General features: G+C 70.2%; 23 protein-coding genes, 1 tRNA gene and 1 other RNA gene. 13 read left to right on the top strand and 12 right to left on the bottom strand.

The features are described 5' to 3' along the window. Positions 1 to 40: 40 nt before the first annotated feature. On the bottom strand, positions 41 to 469 hold the full coding sequence (locus FS769_RS11660) for an RDD family protein (RefSeq protein WP_260979750.1): 429 nt from the start codon (positions 467 to 469) through the stop codon (positions 41 to 43). Positions 470 to 602: 133 nt separating this feature from the next. Here FS769_RS11660 and glnA (FS769_RS11665) point away from each other — a divergent pair, with 133 nt between their 5' ends. Beyond that, positions 603 to 2,027, top strand: coding sequence for a type I glutamate--ammonia ligase (glnA, locus tag FS769_RS11665; RefSeq protein ID WP_144833586.1), 1,425 nt, complete (start codon positions 603 to 605; stop codon positions 2,025 to 2,027). Positions 2,028 to 2,211: 184 nt separating this feature from the next. On the opposite strand, the gene FS769_RS11670 is transcribed toward glnA (FS769_RS11665), so the two are convergent. Together FS769_RS11670 and FS769_RS11675 are read right to left on the bottom strand one after the other, a co-directional pair. After that, positions 2,212 to 3,177, bottom strand: a complete 966-nt coding sequence (locus FS769_RS11670; protein ID WP_144833588.1) for a hypothetical protein — start codon at positions 3,175 to 3,177, stop codon at positions 2,212 to 2,214. An 83-nt stretch (positions 3,178 to 3,260) separates the two neighbouring features. Further along, complete coding sequence (locus FS769_RS11675; RefSeq protein WP_144833591.1) at positions 3,261 to 3,656, bottom strand: hypothetical protein; 396 nt, start codon at positions 3,654 to 3,656, stop codon at positions 3,261 to 3,263. 161 nt (positions 3,657 to 3,817) lie between these two features. Between FS769_RS11675 and phoA the strand changes: the two genes are divergently transcribed. Then, the gene (gene phoA / locus FS769_RS11680) at positions 3,818 to 5,743 is read left to right on the top strand and encodes an alkaline phosphatase (RefSeq protein ID WP_222123931.1); all 1,926 of its coding nucleotides are present in this window, start codon (positions 3,818 to 3,820) and stop codon (positions 5,741 to 5,743) included. A gap of 68 nt (positions 5,744 to 5,811) precedes the next feature. Here the strand turns inward: phoA and FS769_RS11685 are convergent, their stop codons facing one another. Beyond that, positions 5,812 to 6,123 carry a DUF2277 domain-containing protein gene (locus tag FS769_RS11685; RefSeq protein ID WP_144833593.1) on the bottom strand — a complete coding sequence of 104 codons (312 nt, stop codon included), beginning with the start codon at positions 6,121 to 6,123 and terminating at the stop codon, positions 5,812 to 5,814. A 129-nt stretch (positions 6,124 to 6,252) separates the two neighbouring features. Here FS769_RS11685 and FS769_RS11690 point away from each other — a divergent pair, with 129 nt between their 5' ends. Next, a complete protein-coding gene (locus FS769_RS11690; protein ID WP_144833595.1) occupies positions 6,253 to 7,947 on the top strand; it encodes a long-chain-fatty-acid--CoA ligase in 1,695 nt (564 codons plus the stop codon). Positions 7,948 to 7,989: 42 nt separating this feature from the next. On the opposite strand, the gene FS769_RS11695 is transcribed toward FS769_RS11690, so the two are convergent. From FS769_RS11695 to FS769_RS11705, 3 genes are read right to left on the bottom strand one after another with little or no spacing between them, the layout of a single operon-like run. Continuing rightward, positions 7,990 to 10,980: a bifunctional [glutamine synthetase] adenylyltransferase/[glutamine synthetase]-adenylyl-L-tyrosine phosphorylase gene (locus tag FS769_RS11695; RefSeq protein WP_144833597.1), complete on the bottom strand. Its 2,991-nt coding sequence runs from the start codon at positions 10,978 to 10,980 to the stop codon at positions 7,990 to 7,992. 10 nt (positions 10,981 to 10,990) lie between these two features. Beyond that, complete coding sequence (gene glnA, locus FS769_RS11700; protein ID WP_144833792.1) at positions 10,991 to 12,331, bottom strand: type I glutamate--ammonia ligase; 1,341 nt, start codon at positions 12,329 to 12,331, stop codon at positions 10,991 to 10,993. Between the two features lie 25 nt (positions 12,332 to 12,356). Beyond that, positions 12,357 to 12,560, bottom strand: a complete 204-nt coding sequence (locus tag FS769_RS11705; RefSeq protein ID WP_186325528.1) for an SPOR domain-containing protein — start codon at positions 12,558 to 12,560, stop codon at positions 12,357 to 12,359. A gap of 96 nt (positions 12,561 to 12,656) precedes the next feature. Between FS769_RS11705 and ppgK the strand changes: the two genes are divergently transcribed. After that, on the top strand, positions 12,657 to 13,460 hold the full coding sequence (gene ppgK / locus FS769_RS11710; protein WP_144833601.1) for a polyphosphate--glucose phosphotransferase: 804 nt from the start codon (positions 12,657 to 12,659) through the stop codon (positions 13,458 to 13,460). A gap of 23 nt (positions 13,461 to 13,483) precedes the next feature. Here the strand turns inward: ppgK and FS769_RS11715 are convergent, their stop codons facing one another. Continuing rightward, positions 13,484 to 13,774 (bottom strand): hypothetical protein, encoded by a 291-nt coding sequence (locus tag FS769_RS11715; RefSeq protein WP_144785099.1) that lies wholly within the window; start codon positions 13,772 to 13,774, stop codon positions 13,484 to 13,486. Between the two features lie 181 nt (positions 13,775 to 13,955). On the opposite strand from FS769_RS11715, the gene FS769_RS11720 reads away from it, so the two are divergent. Next, positions 13,956 to 14,189 carry a hypothetical protein gene (locus FS769_RS11720; RefSeq protein WP_144833603.1) on the top strand — a complete coding sequence of 78 codons (234 nt, stop codon included), beginning with the start codon at positions 13,956 to 13,958 and terminating at the stop codon, positions 14,187 to 14,189. Positions 14,190 to 14,257: 68 nt separating this feature from the next. On the opposite strand, the gene rnpB is transcribed toward FS769_RS11720, so the two are convergent. From rnpB to FS769_RS11735, 3 genes are all read right to left on the bottom strand, one after another. Continuing rightward, positions 14,258 to 14,653: RNase P RNA component class A (gene rnpB, locus FS769_RS11725), an RNA gene on the bottom strand. A gap of 31 nt (positions 14,654 to 14,684) precedes the next feature. After that, complete coding sequence (locus FS769_RS11730) at positions 14,685 to 16,385, bottom strand: bifunctional 3'-5' exonuclease/DNA polymerase (protein WP_144833605.1); 1,701 nt, start codon at positions 16,383 to 16,385, stop codon at positions 14,685 to 14,687. Positions 16,386 to 16,397: 12 nt separating this feature from the next. Continuing rightward, entirely contained in the window at positions 16,398 to 17,126 is a 729-nt protein-coding gene (locus FS769_RS11735; RefSeq protein ID WP_230704662.1) for a zinc ribbon domain-containing protein, read from the bottom strand. 146 nt (positions 17,127 to 17,272) lie between these two features. Here FS769_RS11735 and FS769_RS11740 point away from each other — a divergent pair. Then, positions 17,273 to 17,345 (top strand) — tRNA-Val (locus tag FS769_RS11740). A 46-nt stretch (positions 17,346 to 17,391) separates the two neighbouring features. After that, a complete protein-coding gene (gene catA / locus FS769_RS11745; protein WP_144833609.1) occupies positions 17,392 to 18,054 on the top strand; it encodes a type A chloramphenicol O-acetyltransferase in 663 nt (220 codons plus the stop codon). Here catA and FS769_RS11750 read toward each other — a convergent pair. Then, positions 18,051 to 18,740 (bottom strand): DUF1345 domain-containing protein, encoded by a 690-nt coding sequence (locus FS769_RS11750; RefSeq protein WP_144833611.1) that lies wholly within the window; start codon positions 18,738 to 18,740, stop codon positions 18,051 to 18,053. The two genes, catA and FS769_RS11750, sit on opposite strands and share 4 nt — an antisense overlap. Before the next feature lie 264 nt (positions 18,741 to 19,004). On the opposite strand from FS769_RS11750, the gene aceE reads away from it, so the two are divergent. The 6 genes from aceE (at position 19,005) to FS769_RS11780 (ending at position 26,750) form a co-directional block, all read left to right on the top strand. Continuing rightward, positions 19,005 to 21,731, top strand: a complete 2,727-nt coding sequence (gene aceE / locus FS769_RS11755) for a pyruvate dehydrogenase (acetyl-transferring), homodimeric type (RefSeq protein WP_144785112.1) — start codon at positions 19,005 to 19,007, stop codon at positions 21,729 to 21,731. 76 nt (positions 21,732 to 21,807) lie between these two features. Then, complete coding sequence (locus tag FS769_RS11760; RefSeq protein WP_144833794.1) at positions 21,808 to 23,031, top strand: CdaR family transcriptional regulator; 1,224 nt, start codon at positions 21,808 to 21,810, stop codon at positions 23,029 to 23,031. A gap of 174 nt (positions 23,032 to 23,205) precedes the next feature. Beyond that, positions 23,206 to 24,126, top strand: a complete 921-nt coding sequence (locus tag FS769_RS11765; RefSeq protein WP_144833613.1) for an ACP S-malonyltransferase — start codon at positions 23,206 to 23,208, stop codon at positions 24,124 to 24,126. Continuing rightward, entirely contained in the window at positions 24,123 to 25,127 is a 1,005-nt protein-coding gene (locus FS769_RS11770; RefSeq protein ID WP_144833615.1) for a beta-ketoacyl-ACP synthase III, read from the top strand. Before FS769_RS11765 ends, FS769_RS11770 begins: the two co-directional genes overlap by 4 nt. Before the next feature lie 67 nt (positions 25,128 to 25,194). After that, on the top strand, positions 25,195 to 25,443 hold the full coding sequence (locus tag FS769_RS11775) for an acyl carrier protein (protein WP_022880558.1): 249 nt from the start codon (positions 25,195 to 25,197) through the stop codon (positions 25,441 to 25,443). Positions 25,444 to 25,511: 68 nt separating this feature from the next. Continuing rightward, positions 25,512 to 26,750, top strand: coding sequence for a beta-ketoacyl synthase (locus tag FS769_RS11780; protein ID WP_144833617.1), 1,239 nt, complete (start codon positions 25,512 to 25,514; stop codon positions 26,748 to 26,750). The last annotated feature ends 126 nt before the right edge of the window (positions 26,751 to 26,876 follow it).

Raw genomic sequence — 26,876 nt, forward strand, 5'->3', positions numbered from 1 at the left:
ATACGATGACGGCCCCCGCTCAGGCGGGGGCCGTTTCGTGTCAGCTGCGGACGAGGATCGTTCCGACCGCCTTGTCGTGGAGGCCGCGCTGGTCGGAGTCGAAGACGACCGCGGGGATGATCAGGGCCAGAAGGATCGTGCGGACGATCGGGCGCCACAGGCCGACCCAGCCTCCGGATGCCAGCTCGAGGCGCATCCCCATGATCCGGTGCCCGGGGCTTCCGCCGATGAGCGGGATGAACAGGATCTGCACGGCGAAGAAGATCAGGTTGGTCGCGACGGGGTTCGCGAACGGCACTCCCGTGATTGGGTCGGGGGTGGAGAAGAAGGCGAACCCGATGAGTCCCGCGCTCGCCACGTCGATCAGGAGGGCGGCGATCCTCCGGCCCGGGCGCGCGATCGAGCCGCGTCCTTCGCGGGGAAGGCCGAGCCGTTGGCCCGGATAGTCGTTCTCTGCGGGGAGGGTCACGGCATCCAGCGTAATCGGGCCGACGTAACATCCCGGAAACACGCGAGATATGACCGGGACACCGGTTCTGGGTAGGGTCGAGGAGGCTGGCCGAGGCCGGCATGATCCCGAATGTTCTACCTCTGGAGTCTTCATGTTCAAAGATTCGTCCGAGGTGCTCAAGTTCATCCAGGACGAGGACGTCAAGTTCCTCGACATCCGTTTCACGGATCTTCCTGGTGTGCAGCAGCACTTCAACATCCCCGCCTCGACCGTCGACGAGGAGTTCTTCACCGTCGGACAGCTGTTCGATGGCTCGTCGATCCGCGGGTTCGCGAACATCCACGAGTCGGACATGCAGCTGATCCCCGACGTGACGACCGCGTACGTCGATCAGTTCCGCGAGGCCAAGACCCTCGTCATGATCTTCGACATCTACAACCCCCGCAACGGTGAGATCTACGGCAAGGACCCGCGTCAGGTCGCCAAGAAGGCCGAGAAGTACCTCGCCTCCACCGGCATCGCCGACACCGCGTTCTTCGCCCCCGAGGCCGAGTTCTACATCTTCGACGACGTCCGCTACGAGGTGAAGCAGAACTCGAGCTTCTACTCGGTCGACTCCGAAGAAGGCGCCTGGAACACCGGTCGCGAAGAAGAAGGCGGAAACCTCGCCAACAAGACCCCCTACAAGGGCGGCTACTTCCCCGTCTCGCCGGTCGACAAGACCGCCGACCTGCGCGACGACATCACCCTCAAGCTGATCGAGGCGGGCTTCGCGCTCGAGCGTTCGCACCACGAGGTCGGTACCGGTGGTCAGCAGGAGATCAACTACCGCTTCGACACGATGCTGCACGCGGCCGACGACATCCTGAAGTTCAAGTACATCGTCAAGAACACCTGCGAGCAGTGGGGCAAGGTCGCGACCTTCATGCCCAAGCCGCTCTTCGGTGACAACGGCTCCGGCATGCACACGCACCAGTCGCTGTGGAACGACGGCAAGCCGCTGTTCTACGACGAGACCGGCTACGGCGGACTCTCCGACGTCGCCCGCTGGTACATCGGTGGTCTGCTGGCGCACGCGCCCGCCGTCCTCGCCTTCACCAACCCGACCCTCAACAGCTACCACCGTCTGGTGAAGGGCTTCGAGGCGCCGGTCAACCTGGTGTACTCGGCCGGTAACCGCTCCGCGGCCATCCGCATCCCGATCACGGGTACCAACCCCAAGGCCAAGCGCATCGAGTTCCGCGCTCCCGACGCCTCGGGCAACCCGTACCTCGCGTTCGCGGCGCAGCTCATGGCCGGCATCGACGGCATCAAGAACCGCATCGAGCCGCACGAGCCCGTCGACAAGGACCTCTACGAGCTCCCCGCCGAAGAGGCCAGGAACATCCCGCAGGTTCCGAACTCGCTGCTCGACTCGCTCGAGGCTCTGCGCGCCGACCACGAGTTCCTGCTCGCCGGTGGCGTCTTCACGCAGGAGCTCATCGACACCTGGATCGAGTACAAGATCGAGAACGAGATCCAGCCGATCGCCCAGCGCCCGCACCCCTTCGAGTACGAGCTGTACTTCGGGGTCTGATCGCCCGATCATCCACGTCGACGCCCGTCCCCGCCGTTTCGCGGGGGCGGGCGTCGCCGCGTTCGGCGGGGGTGTCTTCACACGCGCGTCACCGGACGCTCCCCTCGCACGCGCCGGTTGCTCGGCACTCGATTCCGGATGCCGTTCCGCGCGCACTCGACGGTGACGCCGCACGCCGCCCGGTTCAGACCGCGCAGCGCCGCAGGGTGTCGCGACTGACACCGGTCAGCTCGCTGACCGCCCGCTGGCTCAGCTGACCGTCGCGCAGCAGCGCCTCGGCGGCCGCGCGACGTCGTGCGGGCGGCAGGGCCGCGAACCTCTCCTGCGTGACCGTGCGCAGCGCCCGGGCCCCGGGCACGGTGGTCGTCGCGGCGAAGCGGCGCGCGCGTTCGATCCCGCGCACGAGCGCGCGGGGCGTTTCACCGAGGCTGAGCGCGGCGAGAATTTGGGCTTCGCGCGGGTCGAGTCCGTCGACCTCGGTGTGCAGGAGTTCGGCGATCGCGTCGACCGAGGGAAGCTCGACGGTGATGATGTGGTCGGTCGGGGGCACGGCATCCGGAACCGTTGTCTCGACCAGGGTCAGGCATCCCCGCGGGATGGCGGCCAGAAGACTCGCCACGGCGGAGGGCTCGCGCCCGTGGGCGTTCAGCAGTGCGACGGTCATGCCGGGACCCACCTCGTGCCGTACCCCGTCGACGAGCTGATCGACCGCCTCGTCGCCGTCGAGGTCGACTGTCGCGAGCGGGCGGGCGCGACGGTGCGCCGTCCAGCGGATCAGGGTGGACTTGCCGGTTCCGGGGTCGCCGACCACGCTGATGGTCCCGTCGGCTCGCGCGGGCGCGTCGGCTCCGCCGAGGGGTCTGAGGCCCGCGGGCACGACCCCCTCGATCCGGATGCCGCGGCGCGGGCCACGACCGGCGGCAGCGCGACGCGGGGTGGGGCGGGTGCGGGCGAGGATCCGCGCGATCACCTCGCTCGCGCCGTCGCTGTCGTGACCGGCGATCTGCTCGAGAGTGGCGACCGTCGAGGGCCCGGGGCTCGCGAGAGCGAGCTCGATGATCTCGGCGAGGTCGTCGGCGGCCAGGCGCACTTGTCGGCGACCGCGCGGCGAGGAACGGACGGCACGAGGTATCGCGGGAACAGCGGACATGGGGGTCTCCCGAAGCTGAATCGACAGGGAACCGGCCATCGGGTGACGACCGTCGAGCCGCGGAGGGGCGGCTGCGTGTCGGATCAGGTACGGGAGACGGAGGAGAGGGAGAGGGGATGCCGCGGCGGGGGCGCGTCGGGGACGTCGACCGAACGCGGTCCGCGCCGGGTGACGAACGGCACCACGGCGACCGCGGCGGCCAGAGCGAGCACGAGGACCGTGGTGCCGTCAGCGGTCGAGCTGTGCACGGCATCCGCCTCGACGGGAGGGACGAGATCGACCGCCGGTGCGCCGTCCGAGTCGGCGTGCGCCAACGACCCCACGGTGACGGCCGCGTGGGCCGTGCCTTCGTGATCGCCGGCATCGACATCCACGTGCGTGGTCGCCCACGCGCTGCACAGCAGGAACAGCGCGAGCAGCAGCCGCACCGCGCGCTCGACGGCGCGCCGGCCGGGGGGAGGCGAGGCGGCGGGGGTCATCGCTGCGAGCCTACGGACGGCTCCCCCGCACCGAGCCGAAGTGGACGAGTGGCAACCGATCGGACACCTGATCTTCACCTGTGCGCGGGGCTGAGGTGCCCTCACGTCGATGGTCTGGAACAGCGGTCGACGACCGCCTCGACAGGACGAAGGACTCCCCCATGGACTCACGCACTTCTCGACGCCTCAGAACGGCCGCCGCCGCGGTCGCGGTGGCGCTGACCGCCTCGACCTCGGTGGCGATGCTCGCCGCCCCCGCCCTCGCGGCGACCCCCGGCGACGTGGCCGAGCACGGCGGCGCCACGCGCAACGACGGCGACATGACCGACGCGCTGCGCGAGTCGATCGTCGACGGCCCCGCCAAGAACGTCATCCTGCTCATCGGCGATGGCATGGGCGACTCCGAGATCACGGTCGCCCGCAACTACGCCGAGGGTGCGGGCGGGCGCTTCGCCGGTATCGACGCGCTGCCGCTGACGGGTCAGTACACGACCTACTCGGTGAACGAGCAGGGTCAGCCCAACTACGCCTCGGAGTCGGCCTCGACGGCCAGCGCCTGGTCGACCGGCACCAAGACCGTCAACGGGCGCCTCAGCGTCGACTTCCAGAACAAGCCGCAGTCCACCCTGCTCGAGATCGCGAAAGCGAACGGATTGAAGACGGGCAACGTCTCGACCGCCGAGATCCAGGACGCGACCCCCGGCGCGGAGATCGCGCACATCTCGGCGCGCGGCTGCTACGGCCCCGAGCAGACCACTGAGAAGTGCTCGTCGGAGGCTCTCGAGAACGGCGGCCTCGGCTCGATCAGCGAGCAGCTGCTGAACGTGCGCCCCGACGTCACCCTGGGTGGCGGCGCGGCGAGCTTCACGCAGACCGCCGCGGCCGGCGCCTGGAAGGGCGAGACGCTGTTCGCCCAGGCCGAGGACCGCGGCTACACCCTCGTCGATGACGCCGCCGGCCTCGACGCGGTCACCGGGGCCGACGCCGACCAGCCGCTGCTCGGCCTGTTCAGCGAGGGCAACTTCCCGGTGCGGTGGAACGGGCCCGAGGCCACCGACCTCACCGCGGGCGGCGACCTGCCCGAGGCCGTGTCGTGCACCGAGAACCCCGAGCGTCTCGCGAGCGGACTGTCGCTGGCATCCCTGACCTCGAAGGCGATCGACCTGCTCGACGGTGACGAGGGCTTCTTCCTGCAGGTCGAGGGCGCGAGCATCGACAAGCAGGATCACGCCGCCAACGCGTGCGGCCAGATCGGTGAGACCGTCGACCTCGACGAGGCCGTGCAGGTCGCGATGGACTTCGCGCGCACCCAGGGCGACACCCTCGTCGTCGTGACCGCCGACCACGCCCACACCAGCCAGATCGTCGGTTCGGCCATCCCCGGTTTGAACACGCACCTGTTGACCGCCGACGGCCAGCCGATGATCGTCGCCTACGGCACCTCGCCCGAGGGTGGCTCGCAGCAGCACACCGGAGCGCAGGTGCGCATCGCGGGCTACGGTCCGGGCGCGGCCAACGTGGTGGGCCTGACCGATCAGACCGACCTGTTCTTCACCGCCGCGAACGGTCTCGCGCTCGAGCAGAACCTCGCCGCGCTGAGCGCCGAGGCGACCGTGTCGGTTCCGTCGGAGGTGCGCCCCGGCGACACCTTCATCGTGGCGGCCGACGGTTTCGCGGCCGACTGGCAGCTCACGGGTGCGGTGACGGATGCCGCGGACCTCGGCCAGCGTGACGCGCTGCGGGGATCGTCCCGGTTCGAGGCGACGGCACCTGACGCCGAGGGCACCTACGAGGTCTCGGTCCGCGGAACGCAGACCGGCACGACCAAGACCACCTCGGTCACGGTGTCGGCGGCCGCGGCTCCGGCCCCGACCACGGCTCCCACGACGGCCCCCACGCCTGAGCCCTCGCAGTCGGCGGGCGCCGGTGCCGGTGCCGGCACGGGCGCCGGTCAGGGCGGCAACGGATCGCCCCTCGCCACGACGGGTGCGGCCCTGCCGATCGGTGCCGCGGTGCTCGCGGCGGGTCTGCTCGCGGTCGGCGCGTACCTGCGTTCGCGTCGTCGTCGCCACACCGAGTTCGTCTGAGCTTTTCCTGCTCGACGCCCGTCCTCGCTTTCGCGGTGAGGGCGGGCGTCGCGTCGTCGTGTCAGCTCTCAGCCGGCCCGAGCCGCACGCTTCTGCTCCTGGAACACCCGGATCGCCTCGTAGCGCTCCGCCGACCGGGCCTGCCGTTTGGCGGCCTCCTCCTCACGCACCTTCGGAGCGGCAGCGGTGACGAGGTCGTCGAGCAGATGCCGGACGGATGCCGAGATCTCGGCGACGGCGCGATCGAAGACCTCTTGATTGGCCCGTGACGGTTTCGTCGTGCCTACGATCTTGCGCACGAACTGGAGCGCGGCGTCGTGGCACTCGGCATCCGTCGCCGGAGGCTCGAAGTTGTGCAGGGGGACGATGTTGCGGCACATGCCCGCCAGGGTAGGCCCGTCCGCGCCTGATGGCCAGTGTCGCCGGCCCGATGCAGACCGGCCGGGTTCCCGGCATCCGCACAGGCGCCCCTCCGCCGCGATGTCGGAGGTCCGCGCAAGGATGGGAGCATGCAGGACTCCCCCTACGCCTCGCGTCCGTGGTCGACCTCCTACGCCGAGGGGGTGCCGCTCGACATCGACGCGCCGTCGCAGACGCTGCCCGAGATGCTTGCCGCGAGCGTTGCCGCGTACGGCAAGAAGACCGCGCTCGAGTTCTTCGGCGCGACGACGACCTACCGCGAACTAGGTGACCAGGTGTCGCGTGCGGCCGAGGGGCTGCGCCGGCTCGGCGTGCGCGCGGGCGATCGCGTCGCGCTCATCCTGCCGAACAGCCCGCAGCACGTCGTGGCGTTCTACGCGGCGCTGCGGCTCGGCGCGATCGTGATCGAGCACAACCCGCTCTACACGCAGCGCGAGCTGCGTCACCAGTTCGAAGACCACGGCGCGCGGTTCGCGATCGTGTGGGACAAGATCGCCGACACCGTCGCGGAGTTCCCCTCCGACCTCGCGCTCGAGCACATCGTCAGCGTCGACATCACCGCCGCCCTTCCGCTCGGAAAACGCCTCGCCCTGCGCCTGCCGGTCGCCAAGGCGCGCGCCGCGCGTGCGCAGCTCACGGCCGCGCCCACCTCGAAGCGCCCGACGGCGTGGGCGAAGCTGCTCACGCGGGGCACGCTCTCGCGTAAGCATCGGGGTCCGCAGCTCGAAGACATCGCCCTGCTGCAGTACACCAGCGGCACGACGGGCACGCCGAAGGGTGCCGTGCTCACCCACGCCAACCTGCGCGCGAACGCGATGCAGGGGCGCGCCTGGGTTCCGGGGCTGCATGACGGCGAAGAGACGTTCTACGGCGTGCTGCCGCTGTTCCACGCCTACGGGCTCACCCTGTGCCTGACCTTCGCGATGAGCATCGGCGCGAAGCTCGTGCTGTTCCCGAAGTACGACCTCGAGCTGGTGGCCGCCGCGGCGAAGAAGAGCCCGCCGACGTTCCTGCCGGCCGTTCCGCCGATCTACGACCAGCTCGCCCGCGCCGCCGCCCGCGGCACGATCGACCTCACCAGCGTGCGCTTCGCCATCTCGGGGGCCATGAGTCTTCCGGTCGCGACCGTCGACCGGTGGGAGGCTGCGACCGGTGGCCTGCTCGTCGAGGGATACGGCATGACCGAGTCGTCTCCGGTGGCGCTGGGCAACCCCATCGGGCCGTCACGTCGTCCAGGCACCGTGGGCGTGCCGTTCCCGAGCACCGACATCCGTGTGGTCGACCCCGAAGACCCGTCCGTCGACCGACCGCTCGGTGAGGCCGGTGAGTTGCTTCTGCGCGGACCCCAGGTCTTCCAGGGGTACTGGAACCGACCGGGCGACACCGCCGAGACCCTGTTGCGGGGCGGATGGCTGCGCACGGGCGACATCGCGACCGTCTCGACCGACGGCTTCGTCACCATCGTGGACCGCTTGAAAGAGATCATCATCACGGGTGGCTTCAACGTCTCGCCGAGCGAGGTCGAAGACGTGCTCACCTCGCACCCCGACATCGCCGGTGCCGCTGTGGTCGCGCTGCCGAAGTCGCAGGGCGGAGAAGACGTCGCAGCCGCCATCGTGCTGCGCGACGGCGTGCAGCTCGAGCCCGAAGCGATCCGCGACTTCTGCAAGACGCGCCTGGCCGCCTACAAGGTGCCGCGGCGGGTCATCGTGGTCGACGACCTGCCCCGCTCGTTGATCGGCAAGGTCCTGCGGCGCGAGGTGCGCGAGCGTCTGATGAAGTGAGGTCGAGGTCGGCGGATGCCACGCATGCGGCATCGGCCGATCTCACCCGTAGAAGAGCTTGTCGAACACGCGGCGTGCCCGGCGGGTGGCGCCGAGGTAGTCCTCTTCGACCTGCGTCGCCGAGCGCGGCGCGTACTCCAGAATGCGGCCGATGCCGTCGAGCTTTCCGCGGTCGACCGGCAGCACGTCGCTCGTCTGGCCCGAAAGAAGGGTGTTCGCCGAGCGCAGGCGACTGGCCAGGTGCCAGGCCGCGGCGAGCTTGTCGGCGGCGTCGTGCTCGATGATGCCCGCGTCGGCCGCCGCGCTCAGCGCGTCGAGCGTCGAGGTCGTGCGCATGCCCGGAACCGCGCGCGCGTGCTGCAGCTGCAACAACTGCACGAGCCACTCGACGTCGCTCAGCGACCCCGGGCCGAGCTTGAGGTGACGCGCGGGGTCGGCGCCCTGCGGCAGTCGTTCGTTCTCGACCCGGGCCTTGATGCGGCGGATCTCGCGCAGCCCGTTCTGGTCGGCGGTGACCGGGTAGCGCACCTCGTCGGCCAGCTCCATGAACGCGGTGATCAGCTTCACGCTTCCGGCGACACCGCGCGCCCGCAGCAGTGCCTGGGCCTCCCACGACAGCGACCAGCGCCGGTAGTACTCGGCGTATGCGTCGAGCGAGCGCGCCAGGGGGCCGCTGCGACCCTCGGGTCGGAGCTCGGCATCGAGATCGAGCGGCAGACGGTGGTCTTCCGACTGCTCGCGCACGCCCGCGACGATCTTGAGGGCCAACTGGCTCGCGCGCTGCGGGTCGACGCCGTTCGCCCGGTAGACGTACATCACGTCGGCATCCGACCCGAAGCCGAGCTCGCGACCGCCGAAGCGCCCCATCGCGATGATCGCGAAGTCGAGGTCGTCGTCTTCCGGGGGCACCACCACGCGCCGGACGGCCCGCAGGGTCGCCTGGATCGTGACCTCGGTGATCGTGCTGAGCGCATCCGACAGCTCTTCGAGCGACACCGTGCCCAGCACCGCCGCCATCGCGACGCGGAGCATCTCGCGACGTCGCAGCGCACGTACCGACCGCATTGCGTCGTCGATGTTCTGCCAGCGCGTCTGGATCGCGCGCGCCTCTTCTTCGAGCGCTTTGCCCGAGCGCGGGCGCAACAGCGCGTCGTCGTCGAGCCACGCGACCGACTCGGGGATCCACTCCATCAGCTCGCCGATGTAGCGCGAGCCCGAGAGCACCCGCGTGAGGCTCTCGGCCGCCCCGGCGGAGTCGCGCAGCATCCGCAGGAACCACGGGGTGTTGCCGAGGCGCTCGCTGATGCGACGGAAGACCAGCAACCCGTAGTCGGGATCGACCCCGTCGGCGAACCACCGGATCATGATCGGCATGAGGTGCCGCTGGATGGTCGACTTGCGGCTCAGTCCGCTGGTGAGGGCGGCGATGTGGCGCAGAGCGCCGGCCGGGTCGCGGAAGCCGATCGCGGCGAGGCGATCGCGGGCCTGCGCGGTCGACAACGTGCGCTCGCCCTCGGGAAGGGCGGCCACCGCCGACAGCAGCGGGCGGTAGAACAGGCGCACGTGGATGTCGCGCACCTCGCGCTTGATGCCCTCCCACACGGCCTGCACTCCGGATGCCGAGTCGGCCAGCCGCGACGCACGCGCGAGCACCCGCAGGTCGTCGTCTTTTTCAGGCAGCAGCGCCGTGCGGCGCAGGCCGCGCAGCTGCAGACGGTGCTCGAGCAGGCGGAGCAGGCGGTAGTCGCGGCCGAAGGCCTCGGCCTCGGTGCGGCCGATGTACCCCTCGGCGACCAGCGCGTCGAGGGCTTCGAGCGTGCCGCGTTGTCGGATGCGTTCATCGGTCAAGCCGTGCACGAGCTGCAGCAGCTGCACGGTGAACTCGACGTCGCGGATGCCGCCGGGCCCGAGCTTCAACTGACGGTTGACCTCGGCCGCGGGGATGTTGTCGGTGACGCGCTCGCGCATGCGCTGGACGCCCTCGACGAAGTTCTCGCGCTCCGCGCTGTGCCACACCAGGGGCTGCATCGCGGAGACGTACTCGGCGCCGAGCGTCGCATCGCCCGCGATCGCCCGGGCCTTCAGCAGTGCCTGGAACTCCCAGCTCTTCGCCCAGCGCGCGTAGTACTGCTCGTGCGAGGCGAGGCTGCGCACCAGGGCGCCCTGCTTGCCCTCGGGGCGCAGGTTCGCGTCGACCTCCCAGAGCGGAGGCTCGATCTCGGCGCCGGAGATGCCGCGCATCGTCTGCACGGCGAGGCGTGTACCGATATCGATGGCACGGGCTTCGGACACCACCTCTTCGTCGGCCGAACCGCCGACGAAGATCACGTCGACGTCGCTGACGTAGTTGAGCTCGCGCGCGCCGGTCTTACCCATCGCGATGATCGCGAAGCGCGTTGCTTCGACCTGCTCGCGCGGGAACGCGCCGGGCCCCGCGCCGCTCACCCGCGCACGCGCGACACTGAGCGACGCCTCCAGGGCCGCCCCCGCGAGGTCGGCGAGGGCCGACGACACGACGCTGATCGCGCCGGCCGGGTCGTCTTGGCCGAGGTCGTACGCCGCGATGCGGGCCAGCAAGCGCCGATAGCGCACGCGCAGCGCCACCCACGCGGCATCCGTCGCGTTTTCCGCGAACCCGTCGACATCGTGCACGGATGCCAGAAGCTCGGCGCGCATCGTCTGCTCGTCGGGCACGGTGAGCCCGGCACCCGAGAGGTGCACCAGCTCGTCGGGGTGACGCAGGTAGAACTCCGCGAACCCGTCGGACGCGCCCACCAGATCCCACAGGGCACGCCACGCGCCGGCGTCGGTTGAGACGGCGCGAACGGCCTCCCTGTCGCGCCGGGCGACCTGCAGGATCGCCAGCACCGCCCGATCGGGGTCGGCCACACGCTGCGCGAGCGCCATGGCATCCGCCCGCTCCACACCGAGCTGCTCCTCGAGCTCGCCGAGCAGGGAATCTGCTTCGGCGAGCCGCGAGAAGCCGGTGCGGGCGAGCGCGGTGAGCGCGGTCGACCGATCGCCCGAGGTCATGGACCCTCCGTCAGAGCGCCTCGAGGTTGCTGGCCAGCTCGAACGGCGTCACCTGAGCGCGGTACTGCTGCCACTCGCGACGCTTGTTCAGCAGCACGTACTTGAAGACCGTCTCGCCGAGCGTCTCGGCGACCAGCTCCGACTCCTCGAGGTACTCGAGGGCGTGGTCGAGGCTCGCCGGAAGGGGCGCGTAGCCGAGGGCGCGGCGCTCCGAGTCGCTCAGCGACCACACGTTGTCTTCGGCCTCGGCGGGGAGCTCGTACTCCTCTTCGATGCCCTTGAGGCCGGCCGCGAGCATGAGCGCGTACGACAGGTAGGGGTTGGCGGCGGAGTCGAGCGCGCGGTACTCGACCCGCGTCGACTGCCCCTTGTTGGGCTTGTACAGCGGCACGCGCACGAGAGCCGAGCGGTTGTTGTGGCCCCAGCAGATGAAGCTCGGAGCCTCGTCGCCGCCCCACAGTCGCTTGTAGGAGTTCACGAACTGGTTGGTCACGGCCGAGATCTCGTTGGCGTGACGCAGCAGGCCCGCGATGAAGTGACGCCCGACCTTCGACAGCTGGTACTGGCCGCCCTCTTCGTAAAAGGCGTTCATGTCGCCCTCGAACAGCGACAGGTGCGTGTGCATGCCGCTGCCCGGCTGACCGCTGATGGGCTTCGGCATGAACGTCGCGTAGACGCCCTGCTCGATCGCGACCTCTTTCACGACGGTGCGGAAGGTCATGATGTTGTCGGCCGTGGTCAGCGCGTCGGCATACCGCAGGTCGATCTCGTTCTGGCCCGGGCCGCCCTCGTGGTGGCTGAACTCGACCGAGATGCCGAGGTCTTCGAGCATGCGCACCGACCGGCGACGGAAGTCGTGCGCCGTTCCGCCGGGGACGTTGTCGAAGTAGCCGGCCGAGTCGACGGGCTGCGGGCGTCCGTCGGGACCCAGCTGCGACGACTTCAGCAGGTAGAACTCGATCTCGGGGTGCGTGTAGAACGTGAACCCGGCATCGGCGGCCTTGGCGAGCGTGCGCTTGAGCACGTGCCGCGGATCGGCGACCGCCGGCTGCCCGTCGGGCGTCGTGATGTCGCAGAACATGCGCGCGGTCGGGTCGATCTCCCCGCGCCACGGCAGGATCTGGAAGGTCGTGGGGTCGGGGTGCGCGAGCAGGTCGGACTCGTACGACCGCGTCAGCCCCTCGATCGCCGAGCCGTCGAAGCCCAGTCCCTCGGTGAAGGCACCCTCGACCTCGGCCGGGGCGATCGCCACCGACTTGAGCGTGCCGACCACGTCGGTGAACCACAGGCGCACGAACTTGACGCCGCGCTCCTCGATCGTGCGCAAGACGAAATCGCGCTGCTTGTCCATCGTCATCCCTCGTTTCGGTGGGCGTTCAGCGGGCGGAGCCGGAGCCCCAGTCGTCGCGGGCCTCTTCTTCGGCCCACTGCTGCGAACGCTTCTTCAGCAGCTCCGGAGCCTGAGCGGCCTCTTCGGCGGTGGCGAAGGGGCCGGCACGATCGACCGCCGGAGACTCGAACCCCTGCTCGACCTCGCCGGTCTCGAGGTTGTACCAGTACTGCTTGTTCTCGTCGCTCACGATGGCTCCTCACATGGGTCGCGCCCCTCGGCGCGAACCGCCGGTGCTCCCCCGATCCTACTGATCCCGACCGTCCGGCTGGCTAGGCTGAGGGGTATGGCAACGAATGCATCTCGCGCGGTCGGAGTGGACATCGGCGGAACCGGCATCAAGGCCGGAATCGTGGATCTGGATGCCGGGGAGCTCGTCAGCGACCGGGTGAAGGTCGCGACGCCGGAGGGTGCGGAGCCGGCCGACGTGCTGGCCGCGGTGAGGCAGGTGCTCGAGACCCTCGAGGCCCCCGACGACCTGCCCCTGGGCGTGGCGTTCCCCGCGATCGTGAAGAACGGCCAGACGCTCTCGGCCGCGAACGTGTCGAAGTCGTGGATCGGCTTCGAGGCCGAGAAGTTCTTCGAGCACGGCCTCTCGCGTGACATCCACTTCGCCAACGACGCCGACGTCGCCGGTATCGCCGAGGTGCGCTACGGCGCGGCCAAGGGCGTGGACGGCCTCGTGATCCTCACGACCCTCGGCACGGGCATCGGCTCGGCCATGATCTACGACGGCGTGCTCGTGCCCAATAGCGAGCTCGGTCACCTGCAGCGCGCCGGCCACAAGAGAGACGCCGAGCACTTCGCCGCGTACTCCGCGCTGGAGCGCGAAGAGCTGTCGTGGGAGAAGTGGGCGAAGCGCCTGCAGTGGTACTACGACTACGTCGAGTTCCTCTTCAGCCCCGACCTCATCGTCGTCGGCGGCGGCGTGTCGAAGCACTCGGAGCACTTCCTGCCCCTGCTCAAGCTGCGCGCCCCGATCCTGCCGGCGAAGCACCGCAACAATGCGGGCATCATCGGCGCCGCGTCGCTCGCCGTGCCGGTGCCCGAGGCGCTGCCGGCGGTGGCACCGAAGGCCGACCCGAGCTGAGGACACGGCATCCGGAAACGTCTTCAGGCGGCGGCGACCTGACGCACGCTGACGGCATTGCGCCAGACGACCGGCGCCCAGTGCCCGCCCTCGCACGGCACCTCGAGCATCACGACGCGGTCGTTGCCGCCCGTCGCCCACGCGGGTTCGCGGGTGGCGGCGCGGTTCGGCCACGTGACCCACGCCCACACCGGGCGCTTGTCGGCGTACCACTCGATGGGGCGCGCGCCCCAGGTCTCGGGCTGAAGCGTGCAGGGGGCGATGGATGCCAGTACCCGAGCGACCATCTCATCGCTGACCCTCGTCGAACCCATGCGCCGGACCCCTTCCCCGGCCGAGTTCGAGTGTAGAACATATGTCCGACACTCGATGGGTGGTGGACGCTGCGCGCATCCGTACCGAATCGCGCTGCGCGGGTCAAACCTGATGCGCCCCTCCCCTGCCGCCCCTTAGTGTCAGCGTCATCCACGCGCACGACACAGAGGGGGAATCATCGTGAGCAACGACTACAGCGGCGCGGCCGCAGGACTCGGCATCGGGGTTCTGATCATCGGGTTCATCGTCTACATCGCGATCCTCGCGCTCGCGATCTGGGTCTCGTACCTGATCATGCGGACCGCGGTGAAGAACGGCATCCTGCGCGCCGACGAAGAGCGCGCGCGTCGCGGCATTCCGGGTGGGGGCATGGCGCCGCCGGCAGGCGGATACAACTCGGGTCCGGGGGCGTAACCCGCCGATCGCCACGACGGCCCCGCATCGCTCGAGGGAGCGGGCGGGGCCGTCGTCGTGTGCGGGGGCGAATGGGCCGGCCTGTACGCCGGGTTCTGTCCGGGGGTTCCTTCGACAAGCTCAGGAACCCCGTGGACGGTCATCTCTCTCGGCGACACGTTGCCGTGCCGCTCCAGCGGCCTACCCGGGGACTCGGCGAGCCGCGTCGTCATCCCCTGTCTGGCCTTGCTCCGGACGAGGTTTACCTCGCGGGTCGTGTCACCACGACCCCGGTGGTCTCTTACACCACCCTTTCACCCTTACCCCGCGGCCCTTCGACAAGCTCAGGGACCGTGGGGCGGTCTGCTCTCTGTGGCACTGTCTCGCGGATTGCTCCGGGTGGGCGTTACCCACCGTCCTGCCCTGTGGAGCCCGGACGTTCCTCGGCACGGGCGAACCCGTGACGCGACCGTCCAGCCGACCCATTCGCATCGGCCAGTCTACCGGTGAGCGTCCTCAGCCCTTCTCCGCGGTCGCGCCGATGCGCAGGTCGAGCGGGAAGTCGATGGGGAACGTGCCGAACAGCAGACGCCCGGCGGCGGCTGCGGCTTCGCGCACCGCCTCGGCGACGGCATCCGCGTGCTCGATCGGGGTGTGCACGACGATCTCGTCGTGCAGGAAGAACGCCAGGTGCGGTCGTCGCGCGAACACCGCACCGGATGCCGCGGCCGGGGCATCGGCATCCGTCTCGGGGAACGCCGCCAGGCGCCCCCGCAGGTCGGCCAGCCAGGCCAGGGCCCACTCGGCGGCGGTGCCCTGCACGACGAAGTTGCGGGTGAAGCGTCCGCGATCGCGCGCGGAACGGCGGGCGCGGTTCTCGTCGATCCCGGATGCCGCCGACTCGCTCGCCAGCGACTGCAGGGCGCGCCACGACTCCCCCGCCGCCGGCGAGGTGCGGCCGAGCCACGTGTGCACGACGCCGCCCTCTTCGCCGGTGCGTGCGGCGTCGTCGACGAGTTGCATCGCGCGCGGGAAGGTACGTCGCAGCCGCGGGAGCAGTCGGCCGCTCTCGCCGGTCGTGGCGCCGTACATCGCCCCGAGCATCGCGAGTTTCGCCTCGGCGCGGCTCGCCACGGCTCCGCGGTCGACGATGCCCGCGTACAGGTCGCGCCCGGCGGCCGCCTCGGCCAAGGCCGTGTCGCGCGCCATCGCGGCGAGCACGCGGGGCTCGAGCTGGGCCACGTCGGCGGTCACGAGCGTCCAGCCGGGGTCGGCGCGCACCGCGGTGCGCAGCGCGCGCGGGATCTGCAGGGCGCCCCCGCCCGAGGACGCCCACCGCCCGGTGACGACGCCGGCCGGCACGTAGACGGGGCGGAAGCGACCGTCGCGCACCCATTCGGCCAGCCATGCCCAGCCGTTCGCGGTGTAGAGGCGCATCTGCTTCTTGTAGGCGATGAGCGGGGCGACGGCGGGGTGATCGTGCTCCGACAGTTCCCACCGACTCGTCGACTGCACGAGCAGGCCGGCGCGGTGCAGGGAGCGCAGCAGACGCGGCTGCGAGTCGAGAGAGGCCCGCGGGTCGCCCAGGGCGTCGCGGACGACGGCGGCCGTCTGCTCGATGCGTTCCGGGAGCCCGCCGCCGCGCCGCGGCCCGAGCTCGGCCTCGAGTAGGCGTTCGTGCGCCTCGATGCTCCACGGCACGCCCGCGGTGTGCAGTTCGACGGCGATGAGCGCACCGGCGGACTCGGCGGCGGCCAGCAGCCGCAGCGCGCCGGGGGTCGCTGAGGCGGCGAGGGCGGAGTGCTGACGTCGGTATTCGGCGACGGCCTCGTCGGCGGATTCGGGGACCCCGGATGCCGACTCCCCCAGGTCGAAGAGGGCGTCGCCCGCGTCGGGTTCGCTGGAGGCCGCGTCCCAGGCGGTCGCGCGGCGGAGTCCGGCGTCGTCGGTGACCGCGACGGCGTCGCGCAGGATCGCGTGCACGAGCCGCAGGTCCCACGCGCGCGCGACGCGCACGCCGGCATCGAGCAACGGCGGGTAGGCGGACGCGGTGTCGGGCCAGACCCAGCGGACGTCGCCCGCCTGCTCGCGCTCGTGGACGGCCGTAACGAGGTCGTCGACTTCGACGGAGCGGACCGGGGTCGCGTCGGCGTCGAGGTCGATCAGGACGAGTGACCCGGATGCCGCGCGAGCGACGACGACCGTGTCAGAGGCCACGGCCGTCTCGGGTCATCGGGACTCTTCGGTGCGGACGAGGATCGCGCCGCACTCGGGGCAGAACACGACCTCGTCGGTCTGCGCGCGGCGGACGACGGCGAGATCGCTCGGCGGGAGCACCATGCGGCACGCTTCGCACGCGCCGCCGCGCAGGAGGCCGGCGCCGTTACCGCGCGACGCGAGACGCTCGTAGAGCCCGAGCAGGTCGGCGGGGATCGAGGCGGCCACGGCGTCACGGTCACGGCGCGCGCCGTCGAGGCGTGTGCTCGCGTCAGTGACGGTGGTCTTCGCCTCGGCGCTGAGCTGAGCGCCCTGCGCGTTGGTGTCGGCGATCACTGCCTCTTGCTCGGCGACAGCGGCATCCGCTGCCTCGAGGCGCTCCATGAGCGCGATCTCCATGTCTTCGAGGTCGCCCTTGCGGCGCTTGAGCGAGGTCAGCTCGCTCTCGAAGCCCTGAGCCTGCTTGGGGTTCGACGACGCGGCGAGACGCTCGGTGTCGCGCGCGATGCGGGCATCGACCACGGCGACGTCGGACTCGAGGCGCTTCAGCTCGGCGTTGATGTCGTCGCGGGCGTTGGCACGCGTCGTCAGCTCTTGGGTGAGGCTCGCCCGCTGCGCGATGAGCTCGCGCACGCGCACGGCCTGAGGCGGGTTGCCGGCGACCTTCTCGTCACGGTGGATACGCGCGTCGAGGTCGGCGAGGTCGAGCAGTTTGCGCTGGTCGGCGGGATCGGCATTCACGTCCCCCACGCTACCCCGGGCCTCCGACATCCGCGGTACGCGCGTGCCGACGCCCGCATCGCTCCGCGGCGGGGTCGGTGGGGTCACGGCATCCGGACACCACGCCCCAGGAGTGCGGCGTCTACCGGGCTAGACTCGAGGCACCAGGGCCTTTAGCTCAGCTGGTAGAGCGCCACGTTTACACCGTGGATGTCGTCGGTTCGATCCCGGCAGGGCCCACCCCTTCGAGCCGCGCCCTCCGTTCCCATCCTGGGATCATGGGCGGATGGACCAGCTCATCCCGATCGACCTCGAGAGGTGGCCCCGGCGTCAGCACTTCGAGCACTACCTGCGGACGTCGCCGTGCACCTACGCGCTGACCGTCGAGATCGACGTCACCGACTTCGTGGCGGCCGTGCGCGCGTCGGGCCGTCGCACCTACATCGCGCAGATCTGGGCGATCGCGTCGATCGTGAACCGGCGGGACGAGTTCCGCATGCGGCTGGACGAAGCCGGCGCGCCCGCCGTCTGGGATCGCGTGCACCCCGCCTTCACCGTCTTCCACCCCGCCCGGGAGACCTTCGCGTGTCTGTGGGTTCCGTATCTTTCCGATTTCGCCGCATTCCACGAGAGCGCGGAGCAGACGATCGCGGAATACGCCGACAGCCTCGACTTCTTCCCGCAGGGTGAGCCGCCCCTCAACACCTTCGACGTCTCGAGCGTCCCGTGGACGAGCTTCACCGGCTTCACTCTGAACATCGAGAACGGGTCGTCGCACCTGGCGCCGATCTTCACTCTCGGCAAATACGTCGAGCGCGGCGACCGCGTGCTGATACCGCTCGCCCTGCAGGTGCACCACGCCGTGGCCGACGGCTTTCACGCGGCGCGCCTCGTCAACGAGCTACAGGAGTTGCTGTCAGACGGAGCCTGGCTGACGGCGTCGCGCTAGTTCAGGATGTTCACGCTGCGCGCGATGACCAGCGCCAGCAGGATGAAGCCCGACACCGCCTGCACCATCATGAACAGCTTCGCCCTGCTCGACAGCGGCATGACGTCGGTGGGGCTGAAGGCCATGGCGTTGGATGCCGAGAAGTACAGGTAGTCGACGTAGCCGGGCGCCCAGTCCTCGGTGTCGGACGAGCGGCGCGCCACCTCGCTCACCGCGTCGCGGTCGGAGTCCTGGGGGAACTGGAAGTCGGCGGGCGGGAGCTCGGCGCGCGCGTCGCGGCGGCGGGCGATGGGACCGCCGCGGTCCATCTCCCAATAGACGACGGCGTAGCCGATGACGTTGATCGCCCACACCTGCGCCGCCCCGAGCAGCGTCGACGCGCCGCTCCCCTGCCCCTGCAGCAGCTGGTTCACCAGCAGGAAGAACGCAATCTGGTTGGCGACCAGCAGGATCACCGTGAACGCGATCGCGAACACGCGGCCGATGCGCGAGTCGCGGGTCAGACGCGAAGGGTTCGTCACGACCATCGGAATCGCGCACAGGATGCCGACGACCACCACGACATAGCGCAGGATGCCGCTGGCCTCGCTCGGCAGCACCGCGTAGAGCCCCGTGCCCACGCCGAGGGCGATCAAGACCGGCCAGCGGTGTTCGGGCCTCGTGCGGAACCCTTCGTGCGTGCTCACGCGCTCAGGCTAGACCGGTCGACCGTCCGCACCGGGCGGGCGCGTCGGCACACGGCATCCGCCGCTCTATGTCTTGGCACAGGGCGCGTCGTCTCGACGTCGAACCGTCACGGTGACCCGAGGCGGGCCCGCCAGCGCCGCGCGCAGCCGATGTCGTCGCGACTCGCTAGGCTGGACGCTGGTTGATTGTGCGGAGCGAACAAGGGTTGCCGCACTCGTATGGCGATTCTCTGGCATGACCTGCCAGACGACGAAAGGTCTTCCGTGACTGTTCACGACCAGGATCCGTATTCGCAGGGGCCGCAGGACAGCGACCCGGAAGAGACCGGGGAGTGGCAGGAATCCCTGCGCCAGCTGGTCCAGGCGAAGGGTCCGGCTCGCGCTCGCGAGATCATGCTGAGCCTGCTGAAGGGCTCGAAAGAACTGCACCTGAACGTGCCGATGGTTCCGACCACCGACTACATCAACACGATCTCGCAGAAGAACGAGCCCGAGTTCCCCGGTGACGAGGAGCTCGAGCGCCGCTACCGCAAGTGGATCCGCTGGAACGCCGCGGTCACCGTGCACCGCGCCCAGCGCCCCGGCATCGGTGTCGGCGGCCACATCTCCACCTACGCCTCGTCGGCAGCGCTGTACGAAGTGGGCTTCAACCACTTCTTCCGCGGCCTCGACGACCCGTCGGGCGGAGACCAGATCTTCATCCAGGGCCACGCCTCCCCCGGCGCCTACGCCCGCGCCTACCTCGAGGGTCGCCTCACCGAGGCGCAGCTCGACGGTTTCCGTCAGGAGAAGTCGCAGGCGCCCCACGGCATCCCGTCGTACCCGCACCCGCGCCTCATGCCGGAGTTCTGGCAGTTCCCGACCGTGTCGATGGGCCTCGGTCCGATCAACGCGATCTACCAGGCGATGTCGAACAAGTACCTGTCGAACCGCGGCATCAAGGACGTCAGCGACTCGCACGTCTGGGCCTACCTCGGCGACGGCGAGATGGACGAGGTCGAAAGCCGCGGACAGCTGCAGGTCGCGGCGAACGAAGGCCTCGACAACCTGACCTTCATCGTCAACTGCAACCTCCAGCGCCTCGACGGCCCGGTCCGCGGTAACGGCAAGATCATCCAGGAGCTCGAGAGCTTCTTCCGCGGTGCCGGCTGGAACGTCATCAAGGTCGTCTGGGGCCGCGAGTGGGACGACCTGCTCGCCCGCGACACCGAGGGCGCGCTGCTCAACCTCATGAACAGCACCCCCGACGGCGACTACCAGACCTACAAGGCCGAGAACGGCGCCTACGTGCGCGAGAACTTCTTCGGTCGCGACCCCCGCGCCCTCGAGCTCGTCAAGGACTACACCGACGAGCAGGTCTGGGGCCTCAAGCGCGGTGGCCATGACTACCGCAAGGTGTTCGCGGCGTTCAAGGCGGCCAAGGAGCACAAGGGCCAGCCCACCGTCATCCTGGCGAAGACGATCAAGGGCTACGGCCTCGGACCGCACTTCGAGGGCCGCAACGCGACCCACCAGATGAAGAAGCTGACGCTCGACGACCTCAAGGCCTTCCGCGACGCGATGGACATCCCCGTCACCGACGCGCAGCTCGACGAGAACCCGTACCAGCCGCCGTACTACAACCCCGGTGAGCAGGACGAGACGATCAAGTACATGCTCGAGCGTCGTCGCTCGCTCGGCGGGTTCCTGCCCGAGCGTCGCACCACGCACGTCGGCCTCGAGCTGCCGGGCGACGCCGCCTACGCGCTGCCGAAGAAGGGCTCCGGCACGCAGGAGATCGCCACCACCATGGCGTTCGTGCGACTGCTGAAAGACCTGCTGCGGGTGAAGGACTTCGGTCACCGCATCGTGCCGATCATCCCCGACGAGGCGCGCACGTTCGGTATGGACGCGTACTTCCCGACGGCGAAGATCTACAACCCCAAGGGCCAGCACTACACCTCCGTCGACCGCGAGCTGCTGCTGGCGTACAAGGAGAGCCCGCAGGGCCAGATCATCCACGTCGGCATCAACGAGGCGGGCGCCCTCGCGGCGTTCACCGCGGCGGGCACGGCGTACTCGACCCACGGCGAGCCGCTGATCCCGGTCTACGTCTTCTACTCGATGTTCGGCTTCCAGCGCACGGGCGACGCCCAGTGGGCGGCCGGCGACCAGATGGCACGCGGCTTCATCATCGGCGCCACGGCCGGTCGCACCACCCTGACCGGTGAGGGCCTGCAGCACGCCGACGGTCACTCGCAGCTGCTCGCTTCGACGAACCCGGCGACGGTGTCGTACGACCCGGCCTACGGCTACGAGATCTCGCACATCGTCCGCTCGGGCATCGAGCGCATGTACGGCGGCAACCACCCCGACCCCAACGTCATGTACTACATGACGGTCTACAACGAGCCGTACGTGCAGCCGGCCGAGCCCGAAGGGGTCGACGTCGACGGCATCGTCCGCGGCATCCACCACATCTCCTCCGGTGAGGGCGATGGCCCCCGCACGCAGCTGCTCGCCTCGGGCGTCGGTGTGCCGTGGGCGTTCGAGGCCCAGCGCCTGCTGAAGGACGACTGGGGAGTGACGGCCGACGTCTGGTCGGTCACCTCGTGGAGCGAGCTGCGCCGCGACGGTCTCGCCGCCGACGAGCACAACTTCCTGCACCCCGAGGAAGAGCCCCGCGTGGCCTACCTCACCGACAAGCTGAAGGAAGCCGACGGCCCCGTCGTCGCCGTCAGCGACTGGATGCACGCGGTGCAGGATCAGATCCGCCAGTGGGTTCCGCAGAACTACTGGACCCTCGGCGCCGACGGCTTCGGCTTCTCGGACACCCGTGCCGCGGCCCGTCGCTTCTTCAAGATCGACGGCCCCTCGCTCGCCGTCCGCGCCCTGCAGGCGCTGGCCGAAGAGGGCAAGGTCGACCGCGCGGTCGTGGGTCAGGCCATCGAGAAGTACCGCCTGCACGACGTCAACGCCGGCACCAGCGGCAACGCGGGTGGCGAGGCCTGAGCGCGTGACGAGCACCACCGACGGGTCCGGCTCCGCCTCCACGGGCGGGGCCGGGCCCGACCGGTCTGCGGGCGCGATCGCGGCCGCCGCACAGGAGAAGGCCGACACCCTCACCTGGCTCCGCCGCATCTCGGGCGACCTCGCGACGGCGACGATCCAGCGCCTCGAAGAGACGCTGCCCTGGTACGCCGAGATGCCTCCCGCCCGGCGTTCGGCGGTCGGGCTCGTCGCCCAGGCGGGCATCACCTCGTTTCTGCAGTGGTTCGAGGAGCCGGCATCCACTCCGGCCATCGCCGCCGACATCTTCGCCGCGGCTCCTCGTGAGCTGCTGCGCAGCGTCAGCCTCACCCAGACCCTGCAGCTCGTGCGCGTCACCGTCGAGGTGATGGAGGAGCGCGTCGCCGGCCGCAGCGAGAAGGTGCGCGAGGCGATGCTGTCGTACTCGCGCGAGGTCGCCTTCGCCGCCGCCGACGTGTATGCGCGCGCCGCCGAGGCCCGCGGCCTGTGGGACGCGCGGCTCGAAGCGCTGGTGGTCGACTCGATCCTCACCGGCGAGGCCGACGACGAGCTCCCCAGCCGCATCGCCGCGCTCGGCTGGCATGGGCACGGCGAAGTCGCGGTGCTGGTGGGCACCACTCCCCCGCAACTCGACGTCGACCAGGTGCGCCGCACCGCGCGCAAGCTCGGCGTCGACGTGCTCATCGGGGTGCAGGGCTCGCGTCTCGTGCTCGTGGTCGGCCGCGCCGATCTGCCCGCCCGCAGCAGTGGCGAGGACGGCGTCGAACTCCCCTTCCCCGAGATCGCCAAGCGCCTCGAACCCGGTTTCGGGTCGGGTCATCTGGTGCTGGGCCCCCCGGTTCCTGCCCTCGTCGACGCGGGCCAGAGCGCCCGCGCGGCCCTCGCCGGATTCGCCGTGGCCCGCGCCTGGAGACACGCCCCGCGCCCGGTCGAAGCCGACGATCTGCTGCCCGAGCGCGCCCTCGCCGGCGACGCCGTCGCCAAGCAGACGCTCGTCGACCGCGTGTATCGGCCGCTGCAGGCGCACAGCGCCGATCTCGTGGCGACGCTGTGGAGCTACCTCGACAACGGGCGCTCGCTCGAGGCGACCGCGCGCGAGCTGTACGTGCACCCGAACACGGTGCGGTACCGCCTCAAGCGCGTGTCGGAGGTCATCGGGTGGGATGCCACGGGGCCGCGCGAAGCGCTCATCCTGCAGACCGCGCTGATCCTCGGCTCGATCGGCACCGACGCCACGCGGCGTCGCGGGCTCGCCAGTCGGCGACCGTCCGCTTCGCGCTGAGGCGTGGCATCCGTCGAGTGTCCACGACGCGCCGTTTCCGGTCGGCGACGCCCGGCATGTCCTGGACACCGAACGCGGAATGCGCCCGCTGATGCACGGCGCGCACAAAGACACGCCGCATATCTGTGTCGATATCTCCATAAGCGCGGGCCCGATCGTTGGCAGGATGGAAACGTGATCATTGCCGTCTTCCCGGGACAGGGCTCGCAGACCCCCGGCTTCCTGACTTCGTGGCTCGAACTCGATGGAGCGCGCGAGCGCCTCGAGGCCTTCTCGGAGCAGGCGGGCGTCGACCTCGTCGCCGCCGGCACCGAGTGGGATGCCGATCAGATCCGCGACACCGCCGTCGCCCAGCCGCTGATCGTCGCCGCGAGCCTGCTGTCGTGGTCTGCGCTGAACGACCGCTCCACGGCCGCCGTCGCCGGCGTCGCGGGGCACTCGGTCGGCGAGATCGCCGCGCTGGCGGCATCCGGAGTGCTCTCCGACGAGGACGCGCTGCGCCTGGTCGGACTCCGCGGCCGTGCGATGGCCGAGGCCGCCGCCGCCGTCGAGACCGGCATGAGCGCGGTGGTCGGCGGAGACGAGACCGCCGTACTCGAGCGCCTCGACGCGCTCGGACTCACCCCCGCCAACTACAACGGCGGCGGACAGATCGTGGCCGCGGGCGAGTTGCCCGCCCTCGCCGAGCTCGCTGCCGAGGCGCCGCAAGGAACCCGTGTGATCCCCCTGCAGGTCGCCGGCGCCTTCCACACCCGCTTCATGGAGCCCGCCGTCGAGACGCTGCGCGCCGCCGCCGCCGACGTGCAGGTGTCCGACCCCGCAACGACGCTGTGGACCAACTCCGACGGCTCCGTCGTGACCGAGGGCCGTCGCGCGCTCGACCTCGTGGTCGCCCAGGTCTCGTCTCCCGTGCGCTGGGACCGCTGCATGGCCTCGTTCGCCGAGCAGGGCGTGACCGGCATCATCGAACTCTCGCCCGCCGGCGCCCTCACGGGCCTCGCGAAGCGAGCACTGCGCGGCACCCCCACCGTGGCAGTCAAGTCCCCCGACGACCTCGACGCGGCCGTCTCACTCCTGAAAGAAGACCAGGCATGAGCACCCCCACCCTCCGTCAGCTGCAGGGAGCCGCCCACACGCGCATCTACGCCTACGGCGCCGCGCGCGGAGAGAACTTCGTGCCCAACGACGACCTCGTGGGGCCCATCGACTCCAGCGACGAGTGGATCCGCCAGCGCACCGGCATCGTCACGCGCGTGCGCGCGAACAAAGACACGGATGCCATCGACCTCGCGACCGAGGCCGCGCGCGAAGCCGTCGAGAAGTCGGGCGTCGCGCCCGAGGACATCGACGCCGTGATCGTGGCGACCATCAGCAACCCCAAGCAGACGCCGTCGGCCTCGGCGATCGTCGCCGACCGCATCGGGGCGAACCCGGCCGCGGCCTACGACCTCAACGCCGCGTGCGCGGGCTTCGCCTACGGCGTGGGCCAGGCCGACGCCCTCGTGCGGGCCGGCCTGGCGACGCACGTCGTGGTCGTCGGCGCCGAAAAGCTCAGCGACGTCGTCGACCCCACCGACCGCAGCATCTCGTTCCTCCTCGGCGACGGCGCGGGTGCGGTCGTGGTCGGTCCGAGCGAGACGCCCGGCATCGGTCCCACCATCTGGGGCTCCGACGGATCGAAGGCGGATGCCGTGGGCATGAACGCCACGCTCACCGACTTCCGCGACGGCCTCGCCCCGTGGCCGACCCTGCGCCAGGAGGGCCCCACGGTCTTCCGCTGGGCCGTCTGGGAGATGGTCAAGGTCGCGCGTCAGGCGATCGAGGCCGCCGGCATCGAACCCGGCGACCTCGCCGCCTTCGTGCCGCACCAGGCGAACATGCGCATCATCGACGAGTTCGCCAAGCAGCTGGGCCTGCCCGAAACCGTCGTGATCGGTCGCGACATCGAGACCACGGGCAACACCTCGGCGGCATCCATCCCGCTCGCCACCCACCGCCTACTCGAGGAGCACCCCGAGCTCAGCGGCGGCCTCGCGCTGCAGATCGGCTTCGGCGCCGGACTCGTGTTCGGCGCGCAGGTCGTCGTCCTCCCCTGACGCGTCGGCGTCGAACCCTAGACTGATCGGGGCCTGACAGGCCCGCCCCCAAGAAACAGGAGACATCATGGCATTCACCAACGACGAGGTTCTCGCGGGCCTTGCCGAGCTCATCACCGACGAGACCGGCATCTCGGCCGACGAGGTCGCCCTCGAGAAGTCGTTCACCGACGACCTCGACATCGACTCCATCTCGATGATGACGATCGTCGTCAACGCCGAGGAGAAGTTCGGCGTCACCATTCCCGACGACGAGGTCAAGAACCTCAAGACCGTCGGCGACGCCGTGACCTTCATCACGTCGAACCAGTCCTGACACCTCCCGGTGGGGGCTCCGGCCCCCACCGGTCACGACCTGTCGGCCGCACCAAGGATTTTTCGCTCATGAGCACACCCCGCATCGTCGTCACCGGCATCGGAGCCACCTCGCCCATCGGCGGAACGGCACCCGAGAGCTGGTCCGCCCTGCTCGCCGGAACCTCCGGCGCCCGTTCCCTCGAGCACGAGTGGGTCGAGCAGTACAACCTGCCCGTCACCTTCGCCGCCGAGGCGCTCGTGCGTCCCGAGACCGTGCTCGAGCGACCCGTCGCCAAGCGGCTCGATCCCTCGTCGCAGCTCGCCATGGTCGCGGCCAAAGAAGCCTGGGAAGACGCCGGCTCCCCCGACATCGACCCCGACCGCCTCGGCGTCGACTTCGCCACCGGTATCGGCGGCGTCTGGACGCTGCTCGACGCGTGGGACACTCTGCGCGAGAAGGGCCCGCGTCGCGTCATGCCGATGACGGTGCCCATGCTCATGCCGAATGCGGCGGCCGGAAACCTCTCGCTGCACTTCAACGCCCGCGCCTTCGCGCGCACCGTGGCGTCGGCGTGCGCCTCGAGCACCGAGTCGATCGTCAACGCCGTGCAGCACATCCGCGACGGCCTCGCCGACGTGGTCATCGCCGGCGGTACCGAATCGGCCATCCACCCGATCACCATCGCGTCGTTCGCCTCGATGCAGGCCCTGTCGAAGCGCAACGACTCGCCCGAGACCGCGTCGCGGCCCGCCAGCGTCGACCGTGACGGCTTCGTCATGGGCGAAGGCGCGGGCGTGCTGATCCTCGAGACCGAGGAGCACGCCAAGGCCCGCGGTGCCAAGATCTACGCCTCGATCGTGGGCGGTGGCGTCACCGCCGACTCGTACCACATCACCGCGAACGACCCCGAGGGGCACGGCGCCGCGCGCGCCGTCCACCTGGCGCTCGAGATGGCGGGCGCGTCGGTCGACGACGTCACCCACATCAACGCCCACGCCACCTCGACCCCCGTCGGTGACCCGAACGAGTACAAGGCCTTGCGCGCGGTGTTCGGCGACCGCGTCGACGAGATCCCCGTCTCGGCGACCAAGGCGTCGACCGGCCACCTGCTGGGTGGCACGGGCGCTCTCGAGGCCATCTTCACGGTGCTCGCCCTGCAGAACCGCGTCGCGCCCCCCACCATCAACCTGACCGAGCAGGACCCGGACGTTCCCTTCGCGCTCTCGGGCTCGCCCGTTGAGCTCGGTGCCGGCGACCAGCTGGCCATCAGCAACTCGTTCGGCTTCGGCGGTCACAACGCCGTCGTCGCGATCGCTTCGGTCTGACCGTACGAGAACGCCCCCTGGCATCCCCCCGACTGCGATCGGGGATGCCAGGGGGCGTTCTGCATGTCAGGCGAGGGATACGCGGTCCCGGTGCCGGGTGTGAACACCGGCCTCCGGTAGTGGCGC

The organism is Microbacterium sp. BH-3-3-3, from assembly GCF_007679045.1.
In the GTDB taxonomy this organism is placed as follows: Bacteria; Actinomycetota; Actinomycetes; order Actinomycetales; family Microbacteriaceae; genus Microbacterium; species Microbacterium algihabitans.

Bases quoted from the DNA above. Each gene is read 5' to 3' on its own strand.
- glnA (WP_144833792.1), bottom strand. From the start codon at position 12,331: ATGGACAAGCAGCGCGATTTCGTCTTGCGCACGATCGAGGAGCGCGGC.
- FS769_RS11770 (WP_144833615.1), top strand. From the start codon at position 24,123: ATGAGCACCCCCACCCTCCGTCAGCTGCAGGGAGCCGCCCACACGCGC.
- FS769_RS11685 (WP_144833593.1), bottom strand. From the start codon at position 6,123: ATGTGCCGCAACATCGTCCCCCTGCACAACTTCGAGCCTCCGGCGACG.
- FS769_RS11695 (WP_144833597.1), bottom strand. From the start codon at position 10,980: ATGACCTCGGGCGATCGGTCGACCGCGCTCACCGCGCTCGCCCGCACC.
- FS769_RS11780 (WP_144833617.1), top strand. From the start codon at position 25,512: ATGAGCACACCCCGCATCGTCGTCACCGGCATCGGAGCCACCTCGCCC.
- ppgK (WP_144833601.1), top strand. From the start codon at position 12,657: ATGGCAACGAATGCATCTCGCGCGGTCGGAGTGGACATCGGCGGAACC.
- FS769_RS11675 (WP_144833591.1), bottom strand. From the start codon at position 3,656: ATGACCCCCGCCGCCTCGCCTCCCCCCGGCCGGCGCGCCGTCGAGCGC.
- FS769_RS11775 (WP_022880558.1), top strand. From the start codon at position 25,195: ATGGCATTCACCAACGACGAGGTTCTCGCGGGCCTTGCCGAGCTCATC.
- FS769_RS11690 (WP_144833595.1), top strand. From the start codon at position 6,253: ATGCAGGACTCCCCCTACGCCTCGCGTCCGTGGTCGACCTCCTACGCC.
- FS769_RS11670 (WP_144833588.1), bottom strand. From the start codon at position 3,177: ATGTCCGCTGTTCCCGCGATACCTCGTGCCGTCCGTTCCTCGCCGCGC.
- FS769_RS11715 (WP_144785099.1), bottom strand. From the start codon at position 13,774: ATGGGTTCGACGAGGGTCAGCGATGAGATGGTCGCTCGGGTACTGGCA.
- glnA (WP_144833586.1), top strand. From the start codon at position 603: ATGTTCAAAGATTCGTCCGAGGTGCTCAAGTTCATCCAGGACGAGGAC.
- phoA (WP_222123931.1), top strand. From the start codon at position 3,818: ATGGACTCACGCACTTCTCGACGCCTCAGAACGGCCGCCGCCGCGGTC.
- catA (WP_144833609.1), top strand. From the start codon at position 17,392: ATGGACCAGCTCATCCCGATCGACCTCGAGAGGTGGCCCCGGCGTCAG.